This window comes from Pseudonocardia kujensis, assembly GCF_021283305.1.
Lineage (GTDB): Bacteria > Actinomycetota > Actinomycetes > Mycobacteriales > Pseudonocardiaceae > Pseudonocardia > Pseudonocardia kujensis.
Genome location: NZ_JAJSOK010000011.1, coordinates 88,069 through 102,342 on the forward strand (window position 1 = coordinate 88,069; position 14,274 = coordinate 102,342).

A 14,274-nucleotide genomic window follows, 5' to 3' on the forward strand; every position below is an offset into this window, starting at 1 on the left:
GTTCACCGCGGGGGTGCCAGGGCGGCCGCGGCGGCCCTGGCCTCGTCGGACGTCGGCCCCGGGGGCTGCACGAACAGGGTCCGCCGGTAGTACTCGAGCTCGCGGATCGACTCCTTGATGTCCGCGAGCGCGCGGTGGGCGAGGCCCTTCTCGGGCTTGGCGTAGAAGACCCGCGGGAACCAGCGGCGGGCGAGCTCCTTGACGGAGCTGACGTCGATCATGCGGTAGTGCAGGTGGGCGTCGAGCTCGGGCATGTCCCGGGCGAGGTAGCCGCGGTCGGTGGCGATGGAGTTGCCTGCCAGCGGCGCCGTGCCGGCCTCGGGCACGTGCTCGCGGATGTAGGCGAGCACCGCCTCCTCGGCCTCCCGCACGGTGGTCCGCGACGCCCGGACCTCCTCGGTCAGGCCGGAGCGCGCGTGCATCTCCCGGACGACCTCGGGCATCCCCGCCAGCGCGTCGTCGTCGGCGTGGATCACGACGTCGACGCCCTCGCCGAGCACCTTCAGATCCCCGTCCGTGACGAGTACGGCGATCTCGATGAGCGCGTCGCGGCGCAGGTCGAGGCCGGTCATCTCACAGTCGATCCACACCAACCGGTCGTTCATGGCCCGCAGCGTATGCGCTGGCCCGCCGGTTGTCGTACGGCTGGTCTACGCTCCGCGACGTGGGGGAGAACACGCAGAGCGCAGCCCAGGAGATCGCCGCCGGCTACGCCACCGAGGGGGCGGCCCTCGAGCTGGGCTCGGTCGTGGTCGACGGACAGGTCGACCCGTCGGCGCGCGTCCGGATCCCGTTCGCCACGCTGAACCGGCACGGGCTGGTCGCGGGCGCGACGGGTACCGGCAAGACCAAGACCCTGCAGGGGCTCGCCGAACAGCTCTCCGCCGCCGGAGTCCCGGTCCTGCTCGCGGACGTCAAGGGCGACCTCTCCGGCCTCGCGCGCCCGGGGGAGGACGGCGCGAAGATCCGGTCCCGGGCGAAGGACACCGGGGACGAGTGGGTCGCCACCGGCTTCCCGGTGGAGTTCCTCTCCCTGGGCGGGAAGTCCTCCGCGATCCCGATCCGTGCCACGCTGACCCAGTTCGGGCCGATCCTGCTGTCGAAGGTCCTCGACCTGAACGACACCCAGGAGTCCACGCTCGGGCTGATCTTCCACTGGGCCGACCAGCGGAACCTCCCCCTGCTCGACACCAAGGACCTGCGCGCGGTGATCCAGCACCTCACCAGCGACGAGGGCAAGGCCGACCTCAAGGGGATCGGCGGCGTATCGGCCGCCACCGCCGGCGTCATCCTCCGCGCGCTGGTGAACCTCGAGGCCCAGGGCGGCGAGGACTTCTTCGGCGAGCCCGAGTTCGAGCCGGCCGACCTGCTCCGCCAGGTCGACGGCAAGGGCGTCGTCACCCTCGTCGAGCTCGCCGACCAGGCCGCGAACCCCAAGCTCTTCTCCACGTTCCTCATGTGGCTGCTCGCCGAGCTCTACGAGGACCTGCCCGAGGCAGGCGACCTCGACAAGCCGAAGCTGGTGTTCTTCTTCGACGAGGCCCACCTGCTGTTCACCGACGCCTCGAAGGCCTTCCTCGAGCGCATCGAGCAGACCGTGAAGCTGATCCGGTCGAAGGGCGTCGGCGTGTTCTTCTGCACGCAGCTGCCCACGGACGTGCCCAACGCCGTGCTCTCCCAGCTCGGCGCGCGGGTCCAGCACGCGCTGCGCGCCTTCACCCCCGAGGACCAGAAGGCGCTGGCGAAGACGGTCAAGACCTACCCGACCTCGAAGGTCTACGACCTGGAGGAGGCGTTGACCACGCTCGGGACCGGCGAGGCGGTCGTCACGGTGCTGTCCGAGCGGGGCGCGCCCACACCGGTGGCCTGGGCGCGGATGCGGGCGCCCCGGTCGTTGATGGCCGCGATCGGCGGGCCGGCCGTGACCGAGGCGGCCAAGGCCTCGCCGCTCTACGGCAAGTACGGCGAGACGGTCGACCGCGAGTCGGCGTACGAGAAGCTCACGGCGAAGATCGCCGAGGCCGCCCCGCCGCCCCCGCAGGCCGCTCCCGAGCCCGAGCGTCGCCGCGAGGAGCGGGAGGAGCCGGGGATGGTCACGCAGATCCTCAACTCGCCGGCCGCCAAGTCGTTCATGCGCTCGATGGCCACGCAGCTCGGACGCGAGATCACGCGGGGGCTGTTCGGCACTCGTCGCCGCTGATGTCGATTGACTTTCGATAGATGTCGCTCGATACTCGGTACATGATGACCGAGCATCGAGCGGTGGCGCCGCTCCGGGTGTTCCTCGTGGTCCTGTTCGCGGTGCTGGTCGTGTTCCAGACCCTGTCGTTGCCGGGGCAGTGGGCCCACATGGCGGAGGAGTCGCCCGATCTCGCGTACCTCCGCTGGCCGCTGACCGCGCTGTCGGTGTTCTGGGTGCTGTGCGTCCAGGTCGTGATCGTGGCGACCTGGATGCTCCTCGGCCGGGTGCGCAAGGACCGGATCTTCAGCCCGGCCTCCCTGGTGTGGGTCGACGCGATCGTGTGGGCTGTCGTGGCGGCGTGGGTGGTGCTCGTGGGGGTGTTCCTCTGGGTCGGGTTCCGGGCCGACGACCCCGGGATGCCGATGCTGCTGTTCCTCATGGTCGTCGGGGTCGCCGTGGTGGGGCTGCTGGTGGTGGTGATGCGGGCGCTGTTGCGGCAGGCCACGACGCTGCGCACCGACCTGGAGGCGGTCGTCTGATGCCGATCGTGGTGCGGATCGACGTCGAGCTGGCCCGGCGCAAGATGAGCGTCGGGGAGTTCGCCGACCGGGTCGGGCTCACGCCCGCCAACGTGGCGGTGCTGAAGAACGGTCGGGCCAAGGCGGTCCGGTTCAGCACCCTGGACGCGATGTGCCGGGTGCTCGGGTGCCAGCCCGGCGACCTGCTGGAGTGGGTCCCGGCGCAGGAGACCGCGGACGAGGCGGCGGAGGCCGCCGAGCGGTCCTGAGCTGCGGCCGTGCCGTGGTCCGGCCCGCACGTCTGCGGCGTCGATGCGGCCCTGGACGTGGTGAGCGGCAAGTGGAAGGGCCTGATCCTCTGCGAGCCGGACGAGCACGGTGTCCGGCGCTTCGCCGAGCTGCGCCGCGGGCTGCCGGGGGTCAGCGAGAAGACACCGACCCCGCACCTGCGCGAGCTGGAGCAGGACGGGCTCGTCCACCGCGAGGTCTACGCGGAGGTGCCGCCGCGCGCGGAGTACTCCCTGACCGACGACGGCCGGGCCCTCAACGAGGCGCCGGCGCCCCTGGGGACGTGGGGGCAGGAACGGATCCGGCGCGCCGGGCTCATGCTCGTCGAGCACGCCGACGCGGGGCGGATGCCGCGTCCGTGAGGTCTTCCGTGCACCCGGCGGACGAGCGCGGGAGCAGGCCTGGTGTGGTCGCCTCGGCCAGCGCGACGGCGTCGGCCGCGCCGACGTCGAGGATCCGGTAGCCGCCCTCGCCCGCGGCGGTCACCGCCTGCAGCGTGACCAGCCCGGCGCGGCGTTGGAACGGGCTCTGCCGGACGGTCCAGCCGATCACCCCGGAGCGCTGCAGCGCCACGGTCCGGCGCGACAGCCCGCCGAGCCGGGTGACCAGGTGGCGCGGGGTGAGCGCGTGCCCGAGCGCCCGGTACCGGTCGGCGGCGAGCAGGGCGGCGAGCGGCACGAGCACGACCGTGCCCGGCCAGATCCACCCGAGCCCCGGCCACACCCGCCCGACGCCGGCCGCCGCCGCGACCAACACGAGCACCGGCAGGAGGGCGCGGGTGTACCGGCGTCGCCGCGCGGCCGGCGGGTGCGGGAGCAACGGGGTGCGCGTGGGGTCGGCCTCGTCGGGCACCCGGCGCAGCGCCGCGCCCGCGACCCGGTGCGCCTCGGCCCGCGGTGCCGGCGGCTGCAGCACCCCACCCTGCGCCTCCCGCCCGAGCCCGGTGGACAGGGCGCGCGTCTGGGCGCCGCCCCCGGCGCGCAGCAGCAGCGGCTCGTGCACCCCGACCCCGCGCAGCCGCTCCTCCGCGACCGACAGCGAACGGGTGGTGAGCAGCCCGCGCCGGACCCGTAGCGTGCCGTCGGCCTCGCGGGTCAGCCGGTACCCCCACCAGCGCTCGGTGAACAACACCAGCGACCCGACGACGGCCACCACCAGCAGCGCCAGCCCCACCGACCCCACGGCCAGCCACAACGGGGCCGCCGCGAGCCGCTCGGCCGCGGCGTCGACGCCGTCGACGTCGGTGGGGCTCACGCCCAGCTCGTTGAGCACGTTGAAGCCGGCGGCCGCGATCGCGCCGACACCTGCCAAGGAGGAGAAGGTCAGCGGGGCGAACCGCAGCCAGGACCAGTGCAGCCGGGCCAGCACCTCCGCCTCCGGCTCGACCGGCCGTGCGAGGGGCGTGCTCCGCGGCTCGGCCGGCCGCCGGTCCAGCAGCTCGCGCCGCAGCGTCTCGGCCTCGGCCGTACTGACGGCGTCGAGCGTGAGGCCGCCGTTTCGGTGCTCCCCACCCGACTCGGCCGCCCGTACCGCCACCACGCTGAGCCGGAAGGCGCGGTGCAGCGGCGACGCCGTGAGGTCGACGGTGCGGATCCGGTCCCGCGGCACCGAACGCCGTTGCCGGCGCAGCCAGCCGCTGTGCAGCTCCACCCGCTCGGCGGTGATCCGGTACCGGGTGGTGCGCCAGCGCACCACGCCGGCGACGACCACCAGCACGCCGATCCCCAGGGTGATCCACGGCCGGACCGGGTCGTTGGTGCTGCCGATGATCAGGACGACGAGCAGCACCGGCACGAACTTGACCAGTGTCCGGACCGGCTCGACGACCACCATCCGCAGGTCGAGCCGGCGCCACGGGACCTCGGCGTCCACCGAGGGGTCGACGGGATCCGCCGAGACCGTCATGTGGCGTCGCCGGGTGTCGCCTGGGTGGTCTCGGTGAGCTGGCGGGCGAGCTCCTGGGCGTGCGCCGTGGCCAGGCCGCGGATGGTGACGGGACCGCGTGCACTCGCCGTCGTCACCGTGACACTGGCCAGCCCGAGCAGCTGCTGCAGCGGCCCGTGCTCGGTGTCGACGGTCTGCACCCTCGAGATCGGCGCGATCCGCCACTCGCGCACGAGCCAGCCGGACAGCGTGTAGACCGCCTCGTCCGTGACCTCCCAGCGGTGGATCCGGAACAGGATCCCGGGGACGACGGCCGCGTAGCAGAGCCCGGCGACCACCGTCGCCACGAACGTGCCCCACAACCAGCCCGGCCCGCCCAGGACCAGCGCCACCACGAGCTGGGGGAGCGCGACGACGCCGGCGCCACCCAGGCCGCGCAGCCGCCACCAGCTCCGCGCACGCGGGTCGACCCGGTGCGCGGGTGGGCGGAGCGGGAGCGCGGTCGGCACGGTGGACCCGGTCTGCATGGGTTCATGCTGCCGAAACACCCCGGTCGGTGTCGCGGGACCCTCCGGAAGCCGCGGTGCGCCCGTCGGCCGGGCGCGCCGTAGGGTCGGGCGTGTGCGACCCCCGGGATGGCAGCCGCGACTGATCGCTCTCGACATCGACGGCACCACGGTTCACGAGAAGAACCCGCCCAGTCCGCGGGTCCTCGCGGCCATCCGGGAGATCGGGCGGCACGCCGTGGTCACCCTGTGCACCGGGCGGACCGTGCTCGGCGTCGGGCACGTGCTGGACCAGCTGCAGCTCGGCGGGCGTCCGGCGGGCGACCGGTACACCGACCGCTTCGTCGACACCGAGCACACGACCGTCTGCTCGAACGGCGCCGTCGTGCTCGACACCGGCTCGCGCGAGGTGCGATACGCGATCCGGTTCGAGCCGGGGCCGGTCGTCGCGGCGGTGCGCGAGGCCCTGCCGGGGGCGGTGTTCGGGTGCGAGGAGGTCGGCGTCGGGCAGCGGGTCGGCGCGCCCTTCCCCGACGGCATCCTCGCCGGCCGGGTCCGGGTGGTCGACGAGGCCGAGCTCCTCGGCGAGCCGACGCCGAAGGTGGTCGCGTACTGGCCGCACGGCACGCCCGCGGACGTCGCCGAGCGGATGGCCGAGGTCGAGGTCCCGGGGGCCGAGGTCAGCCTCGACCACGAGCTGCCGTGGGTGTCGATGGTGCCCGAGGGCGTGTCCAAGGCGTCGGCGCTGGCCGAGGTCGCGCGGGTCCTCGGCGTGGCGCAGGCGGACGTCCTCGCGGTCGGCGACGGCGACAACGACCGCGCGATGCTCCGGTGGGCCGGCCTCGGGGTGGCGATGGGACAGGCACCGCCGGAGGTGAAGGCCGACGCCGACGAGGTCACCGGGACGGTGCAGGAGGACGGCCTCGCCGCGGTGCTGGAGCGGTACGTCTAACAGGTCCTGACGAGTGCTCGACGGCCGTCCCTCAACGAGCGCTTCCCGAGCGGCGCTCGACTGCCGTCCGCGAGCGTCGCGGGACGCTGTCGTCGAACGTCTGCTCATCGCCGGGCGTCGCGGCCGAGGGCAGCGAGCTGTGCGGCGCGGACCGGCGCGGTCTGGGCCTGGACGAGGTGGAAGCTCGCCTCGCGGGCCCACCGCTGCTCGGGGCTGGTGCGCAGCATCGCGCCGCCCGAACGGGCGGCGACCAGGGCGTTCGCGGCGCGGACCGTCAACGCGCCGAGCTCGCCGCGCAGGGCCAGCCGCTGCGGGATCCGCTCGCGCGGCGGGACCTCGAGCAGCAGGGCGAGGGCTTCGGCGCGGAGGCGCTGTGCTCGCTCGGACAGGCTCGCGGCAAGCTCCTCGGCCCCGGGCCGGTCCAGTTCCGACAGCGCACGCAGGATCCGGCGGAGCAGACCGGTCGTCGCTGCCGTCGGGTTGGCGGTGCGGGCGGCGTCGAGCTCGCGGTACTCCGGGCCGTCGACGAGGCCGAGGACACCTTCGGGACCGACGGCGAGCCCGTCGATCTCCAGCGCGACGGTCCGGGTCCCGCCCATCACGGCGAGCGGCAGCGGCTCGCCGCCGCGGAGATCGGCCGTGTCGCGTGCCGGGACCAGCGTGAACAGGTACCGGTCGCCGGGCGCGCCGGCGGCGATCATCACGTGGTCGACCAGGCCCCAGCCGGTGCACCAGTCGGCGCGTCCGTACAGCCGCCAGCCCGCTCCCTCGGGCTCCGCGCGGACGGCGGGCGGGCCCGGCCGGCGCAGGTGCGCGATCGCGAGCCCCGCCTGTTCGTCCGCCGAGGACAGGGCCGCGCGGTGCTTCGCGCCGGCGTCCCCGGCCGTGAAGTGGGCCGGGTCGAGGCCGGTCACGCCGCCCCGGGCGAGCATCTGCGGTGTGCGGTGCTGGTTGACCACGAACCAGGTCGCCGCGCACGCGCCGGCCAGCACCTCGGTGACCTCGACGTCCGTGAGCGCGCCGGCGCCGAGCCCGCCCTCGGCCTCGGGGATCCGCACGCTCAGCAGCCCCGCCGCCGCGAGCGCCCGGGTGTGCTCCCGCTCCACCCCGCGCGCCGGGTCGTCGGCCTGCGCGGCATGCGGTTCGAGCAGTTCGACGGCGAGCCGCCGAGCCCGGTCGACGGGCCCCTCGGCAGCGGACCCGGGGACGGGAGCGATCACGGCAACGACGGTAGGCGCTGCGGCCGCACCGGTGGAGGGGCGGTGGGGAGAAGGCCGACTGCGGCGTCGGGAAAGAGGCGCCGGCCGGGATCGCGATCGTGCGCCCGAGCAGACGGACGGGGCGGCGCCCCTCAGCGGGTCCGGGCCAGCTCCCGGATCTCGGCGGCCACGAGGGGGGCCATGCGTTCGAGGGTGCCGCCGCAGGACGTCGGGCGTCCCGGACCGGGGACCGGTTCGACCCGCACGGCCCAGGCGGCGCCGTCGGGCCCGGCGACCAGCACGTCGGGGCCGTCGATCCGGGCGACGAGGAGGGCGTCGACGTCCCGCAGCCCTGTCCGGGCGCGCACGGCCAGCTCCGCGACCTGCCCGGCCGGCTCCCATGCGGCGCGGCCGCGGCAGTGCCCGTGCTCCACCTCGCCCTGCCCGGCGGCCTTGCGCGCCTCGATCGCGGAGGCGAGGTCGAGGCGGCCGTAGAGGTAGCCGGTCGGCAGCACGAGCGCGGTCGGGGCGAAGCGGTGCCCGCCGAGGTGGGAGCACTCCCAGATCTCGTCCGTCTCCGTCTCGGCGAGCCCGCGGGCGAGCGCGAGCCCGTCGACCGCGCAACACAGGTCGCGGGTGCCGTGCGTGCAGACCATCATCAACGGCCGGGTGACGGGGTCGCCTGCGCGGGCGTCGTCGAGGGGGACGGACGCGAGGTCCGCGGGCCCGTCGACGACGAACCTCCCGACCCGCCGGGCCCCGGGACCGGTGTCGGCGAGGAGCACGGTGCGCGGCGAGTCCGGCGGCGGACGACGCCCGGGCCGCCGGATCAGCAGCAGTCGTCGGCCGGCCGCGCGGGCCCGCTCGGCGAGCCCCGCGACGGCGGGATCCGGGTGCCGGTCGACGGTCCGCGGCCATGCGCCGAGGTGCTCGACGCACACGAGCCGGTCGCCCACGGGGGCGGTGCCCGGGAGCGGCTCGGCGAGCGCACGCGCGAGTGCGGAGCAGCGCGTGTCCGTCCTGCCGGCCATTCCGGGACCCTACCTTAGGCGACCCTAAATCGCGCGGGTGACCTCGCACGATGCGGTCAGTCGGCACCCGGTAACTCTCTGGTGACCACCTTGCCGGTCTGGTTGCGCGGGAGCTCGTCGAGGAACACCACGTCGCGCGGGACGGCGAACCGGGCGGCCTTCTCCTTGACCAGGGCGCGCACGCCGTCCTCGTCGAGGGACGCGCCCTCGCGCAGCACGACGTAGGCGGCGAGCCGCTGGCCGAACTTCTCGTCCGGCACCCCGACCACGGCGACCTCGCGCACCGCGTCGTCGGCGGCGATGAGGTCCTCGACCGGTCCGGGATGGACGTTCTCGCCACCCGAGACGATCATGTCGTCCCCCCGGCCGGTGAGGAAGAGCCGCCCGGCGTCGTCGAGGTGTCCGACGTCGCCGGTGCCGATCAGCCCGTCCTGCCGCTCGATGTCCTGGCCCTCGCGGGTGTAGCCCTCGAACGGCAGGTCGTTGCCGACGAAGACGCGGCCGTCGGTGTTCGGCGGGACACCGCGGCCGTCGTCGTCGAGGATGCGCAGGACCGTGCCGACGGGCGCACGCCCCGCGGTGCCCGGCGCCTCGCGCAGGTCGCGCGGCGAGGCGATGCTCACCCACGAGACCTCGGTGGAGCCGTAGAGGTTGTAGAGGCAGTCGCCGTAGCGGTCCATGAAGTCCTGGGCCAGCCCGGTCGGCAGCGCCGAGCCGGAGACCGCGACGATCCGCGGGCGGTGCCGGTCGCGCCACGGCTGCCCGGTCTCGAAGACCCGCTGGACCATCACCGGCACCGCGATCACCACCTCGATCCGCTCGGCCGCGACGGTGTCGAGGAAGTCCTCGGGGTCGAACTTCCGGCGCAGCACCACCGTGCCGCCGTGCAGCAGGGTGAGCAGCAGGCCGGCGTTGCCCCAGGTGTGGAAGAGCGGGGCGGCCAGCAGCGTCGGCTCGCCCGCCCGCAGCGGGATCACCGAGAGGATCGACGCCGCGGGGGCGATGTTCGAGATCGGGGGCCGCTGCGCGCCCTTCGGCGTGCCGGTGGTGCCGGAGGTCAGCACGATCACCCGGCCCTCCTCGACCGGACGCCCGGGAGGCGGGCCCGGCGTCGCGGCGAGCGCGTCGAGCTCGCCCTCGCCGATCACGGTGAGGCCCTCGGGGATCCGGTCGCGGAACTCGTCGTCGGCCACGACGATCCGCAGCCGCAGCTCCTCGGCGATCTCCGCGAGCTGGCCGGTGGGCAGACCGGTGTTGAGCAGTACGACGTCCGCGCCCAGCTTCGCGCACGCCACCATCGCCTCGATCGCGCCGTGGTGGTTGCGGCACAGCACGCCGACCCGGGTCCGCACGGCGGCGCCGCGGTCCTTGAACGCTCGCGCGAGGCCGTCCGTGCGGGCGTGGACCTCGGCGTAGGTGAGCGTGCCGGACTCGTCGACGATCGCGGGCCGGTCGGGGTGGCGGGCCGCGGCGACGGCATAGCCGCCGGCGAGCGTGAGCCGGTAGCGGAGCAGGCCCGCGAGCGTGCCGGCCAGCCGATCGGGCCGCATCGGCCGGACGACGCCGGAACGCGTCAGCGCGACCAGGGCACGGCCCGTGCCGAGGGTCGTGGTGGCCGCCTGGCGCAGGCCTGCGGCGGCCGGGCCGAGGGTGTCGGCGAGGGAGGGGGTCCGGCGGTCGCTCACGGGCGCCATTCAACCGTGCCCGCACCCGCACCGCTGTGCGCGGTCGACGGTGCCGGGGCACCACCGACCGCGCACGGGCGGCGACGCCGCAGGTCAGGCCTTCGGGACCGTGAGGTCGTAGACCGTGTGACCCCCGACGGTCGTCGCGGTGTAGTGCTGCTCGACCCAGCTGGTGATCTCCGAGGACACGCCGCCCCGGCCGCCGGGGCCGCCGCTCATGCCGCCGTCGGCGACGAAGTAGTGGATCTCGCCGTTCGCGACGTACTGCTGGAACTGCGGCAGCGTGGGGTAGGGGTCGGCGCCGATGAAGCCGCCCATCGCCATCACCGACGCGCCGGAGGCGAGCTCCATCGACGCCGCACCCTGGGAGCCCGTGGTCGCCGCCGCCCAGCGGGTGCCGGCGTTCTGCAGCAGCCTGACGAGCTCGGTGTCGACCGACTCCTCACCGGGGCCGCCGGGTCCGCCGAAGCCACCGCCCGGCTGCGTCGTGGCGTCCGGAGCGGTTCCGCCCGGGAAGGTGCCACCGGGGAAGCCCTGGGCGGTCGCGTCGGGCAGGACGCCGCCGTGGGTGCCGTCGGGAACGGCGCCCTGGGTGCCCTCCGCCGCCCGCCCGTCCGTGCGGTCGCCGAACCGGGCGCCGGCGCCGCGCATCCCGCCGAAGCCGCCCTCGGCGCCCTCCACCGCCGGACCCGCGGACGGGATGGACCCGGTGTGCGCGGTGCCCGCGGTGACCGCGGCCGACGCCGTCGGGGCGGCGATGCCGGCGAGCACGGCGGCACCCGCCACAGCGGCCCCCCAACGCCGGCGCCCGGCCGGGATCAGGACCGCCGCCGCCGCGACCAGCCCGACGACGAGGATCACCCACCGCAGCCACGGCAGGAAGGTCGGCGACCAGCCGAGCATCACGAACGCCCACACGGCGGTGACCGCCGACGTCACGGCCAGCGCCCCCCGGCCGGTCCAGGTGTCGCGGGCCCGCCAGACCTCGCGCCCGCCGAGCGCGACCAGCGCCGCGATGCCCGGCGCCAGCGCCACCGAGTAGTAGGGGTGGATGGTGCCGCTCATGAAGCTGAACACCAGGACGGTCACGACCGTCCAGCCACCCCACAGCAGCAACGAGCCGCGCATGCGGTCGGTCCGTGGCGCCCGGCGGGTGAACCACAGGGCCGCGACCAGCAGGATCAGCGCCGCGGGGAGCAGCCAGGAGATCTGCGTGCCGAAGGAGGTGCTGAAGAGCCGCCCGAGGCCGGTTCCGCCGCCGAACATGGCGCCGCCGGGGCCGCCCCCGGGCATGTCGCCGCCGGGTGCCCCGGGGAAACCGCCTGCCGCCTCGGCGCCCCCGGGGAACCCGCCTGCACCCCGGTCGAACGCACGCTCCGCACCGCGGAAGCCGCCGCCCCCGCGGTTGCCCTCGCCGCCGAAGATCCGGCCGAGGCCGTTGTAGCCGAAGGCCAGCTCGAGCGGGGTGTTGTTCGTGGAACCGCCGATGTACGGCCGCGCGTCCACCGGCCAGAGCGCCACCGCGAGCAGCCACCAGCCCGCGCCGACGACGATCCCGACCCCGGCCACCAGGACGTCGCGGATCCGTTTCCCGATCGTCGTCGGGGCCGCCCACAGGTACGCGAACGCGAAGCCGGGCACCACCAGGAAGGCCTGCAGCATCTTCGCCAGGAACGCGAACCCGAGGACCAGCCCGGTGAGCAGCAGCCAGCGCCACGACGCCTTCTCCAGCGCCCGCACGGTGCAGTAGCCGGCGAGGACCAGGAGCAGGACGAGGAACGCGTCGGGGTTGTTGAAGCGGAACATCAGCACCGCGACGGGCGTGAGCGCCAGGACCAGCCCGGCGAGCAGTCCGGCACCCGGACCCGCGACCCGCCTCACCGCCGCGGAGAGCAGGGCGACCGACGCGACCGCCATCAGCGCCTGCGGCGCCAGCATGCTCCACGAGCTGAACCCGAAGAGCCGCCCGGAGAGCGCCATGATCCACAGCGACGCCGGCGGCTTGTCCACCGTGATCGCGTTGCCGCTGTCGAGCGAGCCGAAGAAGAGCGCGGTCCAGTTCTGCGTCCCGGCCTGCACGGCGGCGGCGTAGAAGGAGTTCCCCCAGCCCGAGATCGCGATGTTCTGCAGGTACAGAACCGCGGTGCCGACGAGCAGGAGCGCGTACGCCGGGCGGTGCCACCGACGCCGGGGAGCAGCGGCGGTGTGTCGGGGGCCGGAGCCGTCCGCGGGGGGGCGGGCGGCCCCGGTGTCGGTGTCGGTGTCGGTGTGGAGCGTGGTGGTCACGGTTGCCTTTCGGTGCTGGTGCGCAGTGGTCAGGCGGCGATCTCGGAGGGCATCTCGGCCGGCTCGCCCGCCGCGGTGCGGGTCCGGCCGCGGAACACCCACGCGCGGAAGAGGACGAACCGCAGCACGGTCGCGACCAGGTTGGCGCCGATGATCGTCACCACCTCGAGGCTCTGGTGGGCGCCCGGCACGAGCGCCCCGAGCAGGGCCAGCGCCCCCGTGGTGAGGCCCAGCCCGAGACCGAACACGATCAGACCCTGGAACTGGTGCTTGGCGACGCCCTCCCGCCCGCGGACGCCGAAGGTCAGCCGCCGGTTCGCGGCGGTGTTGGCGATCGTGGTGAGCAGCAGCGCGACGACGTTCGCCCAGATCGGGCCCATGAACGTGCGGAACAGCAGGAACAGCACCAGGTTCGCGAGCGTGCTCGCCACGCCGATCGCGGCGAACCGCACCAGCTGGGTCGGCAGCCCGCGCGGCACGCCCTCCACGGACGGCTGGAGCGGTGCACGACCCAGCTGGGCCCGCAACTCGACGATGGGGAGGGCGCCGGTGGCCAGCGCGCGGCCGACGCGCCAGACGCCCTTGAGGTCGGCCGTCGCCGTCGCGACGATGTCCACGGTGGAGTTCGGGTCGTCGACCCAGTCCACGGGGACCTCGTGGATCCGCAGCCCCGCGCGCTCGGCCAGGACCAGCAGCTCGGTGTCGAAGAACCAGCCGGTGTCCTCGACGAGCGGGAGCAGCCGCCGCGCGACGTCGCCGCGGATGGCCTTGAACCCGCACTGCGCGTCGGAGAACCCGGCCTGCAGCGTGCTGCGGAGGATCAGGTTGTAGCAGCGGGAGATGAACTCGCGCTTGGCGCCGCGCACCACCCGGGAGCCGCGGCCGAGCCGGGTGCCGATGGCGAGGTCGGAGTGCCCGGAGATCAGCGGGGCGACGAGCGGGAGGACGGCGTTGAGGTCCGTGGACAGGTCGACGTCGCAGTAGGCGAGCACGGCGGCGTCGGACGCCGACCACACGGTGTGCAGGGCCCGGCCGCGGCCCTTCTGCTCGAGCCGGACCAGCCGGACCTCGGGGAGCTCGGCCTCCAACCGGGCGCCGATCAGCGGGGTCGTGTCGACGCTGGCGTTGTCGGCGATCGTGATGCGGAAGGAGTAGGGGAGGCTGCGCAGGAGGTGGTCGCGCAGCCGCCGGACCGAGGGCTCGAGGTCGTTCTCCTCGTTGTGGACGGGGACGACGATGTCCAGCACGGTGCGGTCGCGCCGGCCGCCGCGTGCGGCGTTCCCGGGCGCGTTCTCGGTCCTGTTGTCGGCGACGGCGGGGCTCATGCCGACGACGATCGGGTCCGGGCCTGTCGCGGGTTTGTGGTCGGCCTGTGCCTCCGCTGTGGAGCGGACCCGATCCGGTGTCGCGCCCGTCACACGGTCGCGGTCGGGGCAGGGAGCAGGCCTCATGGGCGCGACGATCCCGCCGTCGCCTGTCCCGATCGTGTGCCGGACCTGTGCGCGAGCTGTGTGCGGCCTCGCCGCGCCTACCGGACCGCCTCGCGCCGCACCCGGATCCCGGCCGCCTCACGGTCCCAGGCGGCCGCCGACCCCTCGACCCGCACCAGGGCCTTCTGCACCTTCGTCGTGGGCGTGCGCGGCACTGCGTCGGCCACCCGGACGTACCGCGGCACCATGGAGTGCAGCATCCGGTCGACGAGGAACGCGAGCAGCTCGCGCAGGGCGGGTCCCGCAGGGGATC

14 protein-coding genes are annotated in these 14,274 nt (G+C 74.7%); 5 read left to right on the forward strand and 9 right to left on the reverse strand.

The window, feature by feature from the left end:
- Positions 1-2: 2 nt before the first annotated feature.
- On the reverse strand, positions 3-605 hold the full coding sequence (gene orn / locus LWC35_RS10775) for an oligoribonuclease (protein WP_232869915.1): 603 nt from the start codon (positions 603-605) through the stop codon (positions 3-5).
- A gap of 59 nt (positions 606-664) precedes the next feature.
- Between orn and LWC35_RS10780 the strand changes: the two genes are divergently transcribed.
- Genes LWC35_RS10780 through LWC35_RS10795 form a run of 4 tightly spaced genes read left to right on the forward strand, consistent with a single transcriptional unit; the run spans position 665 to position 3,350 of the window.
- Positions 665-2,200, forward strand: a complete 1,536-nt coding sequence (locus LWC35_RS10780; RefSeq protein WP_232869916.1) for a helicase HerA-like domain-containing protein — start codon at positions 665-667, stop codon at positions 2,198-2,200.
- 41 nt (positions 2,201-2,241) lie between these two features.
- Positions 2,242-2,721, forward strand: a complete 480-nt coding sequence (locus LWC35_RS10785; RefSeq protein WP_232869960.1) for a DUF2975 domain-containing protein — start codon at positions 2,242-2,244, stop codon at positions 2,719-2,721.
- Positions 2,721-2,969, forward strand: a complete 249-nt coding sequence (locus LWC35_RS10790) for a helix-turn-helix domain-containing protein (protein ID WP_232869917.1) — start codon at positions 2,721-2,723, stop codon at positions 2,967-2,969. Before LWC35_RS10785 ends, LWC35_RS10790 begins: the two co-directional genes overlap by 1 nt.
- A 9-nt stretch (positions 2,970-2,978) precedes the next feature.
- Positions 2,979-3,350 carry a winged helix-turn-helix transcriptional regulator gene (locus LWC35_RS10795; protein ID WP_232869918.1) on the forward strand — a complete coding sequence of 124 codons (372 nt, stop codon included), beginning with the start codon at positions 2,979-2,981 and terminating at the stop codon, positions 3,348-3,350.
- Here the strand turns inward: LWC35_RS10795 and LWC35_RS10800 are convergent.
- Together LWC35_RS10800 and LWC35_RS10805 are read right to left on the reverse strand one after the other, a co-directional pair.
- Complete coding sequence (locus LWC35_RS10800) at positions 3,304-4,893, reverse strand: PH domain-containing protein (RefSeq protein ID WP_232869919.1); 1,590 nt, start codon at positions 4,891-4,893, stop codon at positions 3,304-3,306. The two genes, LWC35_RS10795 and LWC35_RS10800, sit on opposite strands and share 47 nt — an antisense overlap.
- A complete protein-coding gene (locus LWC35_RS10805) occupies positions 4,890-5,399 on the reverse strand; it encodes a PH domain-containing protein (protein ID WP_232869920.1) in 510 nt (169 codons plus the stop codon). Before LWC35_RS10805 ends, LWC35_RS10800 begins: the two co-directional genes overlap by 4 nt.
- Before the next feature lie 94 nt (positions 5,400-5,493).
- Between LWC35_RS10805 and LWC35_RS10810 the strand changes: the two genes are divergently transcribed.
- Positions 5,494-6,330 carry an HAD family hydrolase gene (locus LWC35_RS10810; RefSeq protein ID WP_232869921.1) on the forward strand — a complete coding sequence of 279 codons (837 nt, stop codon included), beginning with the start codon at positions 5,494-5,496 and terminating at the stop codon, positions 6,328-6,330.
- Between the two features lie 104 nt (positions 6,331-6,434).
- Here LWC35_RS10810 and LWC35_RS10815 read toward each other — a convergent pair whose 3' ends face one another.
- The 6 genes from LWC35_RS10815 to LWC35_RS10840 form a co-directional block, all read right to left on the reverse strand.
- Entirely contained in the window at positions 6,435-7,550 is a 1,116-nt protein-coding gene (locus LWC35_RS10815) for an acyl-CoA dehydrogenase family protein (RefSeq protein ID WP_232869922.1), read from the reverse strand.
- A 131-nt stretch (positions 7,551-7,681) separates the two neighbouring features.
- Positions 7,682-8,560, reverse strand: coding sequence for a sucrase ferredoxin (locus LWC35_RS10820; protein WP_232869923.1), 879 nt, complete (start codon positions 8,558-8,560; stop codon positions 7,682-7,684).
- A gap of 56 nt (positions 8,561-8,616) precedes the next feature.
- Positions 8,617-10,245, reverse strand: a complete 1,629-nt coding sequence (locus LWC35_RS10825; protein ID WP_232869924.1) for an AMP-binding protein — start codon at positions 10,243-10,245, stop codon at positions 8,617-8,619.
- Between the two features lie 93 nt (positions 10,246-10,338).
- Positions 10,339-12,531 carry an ArnT family glycosyltransferase gene (locus tag LWC35_RS10830; RefSeq protein ID WP_232869925.1) on the reverse strand — a complete coding sequence of 731 codons (2,193 nt, stop codon included), beginning with the start codon at positions 12,529-12,531 and terminating at the stop codon, positions 10,339-10,341.
- A gap of 29 nt (positions 12,532-12,560) precedes the next feature.
- Positions 12,561-13,856: a bifunctional glycosyltransferase family 2/GtrA family protein gene (locus tag LWC35_RS10835; RefSeq protein WP_232869926.1), complete on the reverse strand. Its 1,296-nt coding sequence runs from the start codon at positions 13,854-13,856 to the stop codon at positions 12,561-12,563.
- 203 nt (positions 13,857-14,059) lie between these two features.
- Positions 14,060-14,221: a hypothetical protein gene (locus LWC35_RS10840; protein WP_232869927.1), complete on the reverse strand. Its 162-nt coding sequence runs from the start codon at positions 14,219-14,221 to the stop codon at positions 14,060-14,062.
- Positions 14,222-14,274 lie beyond the last annotated feature (53 nt).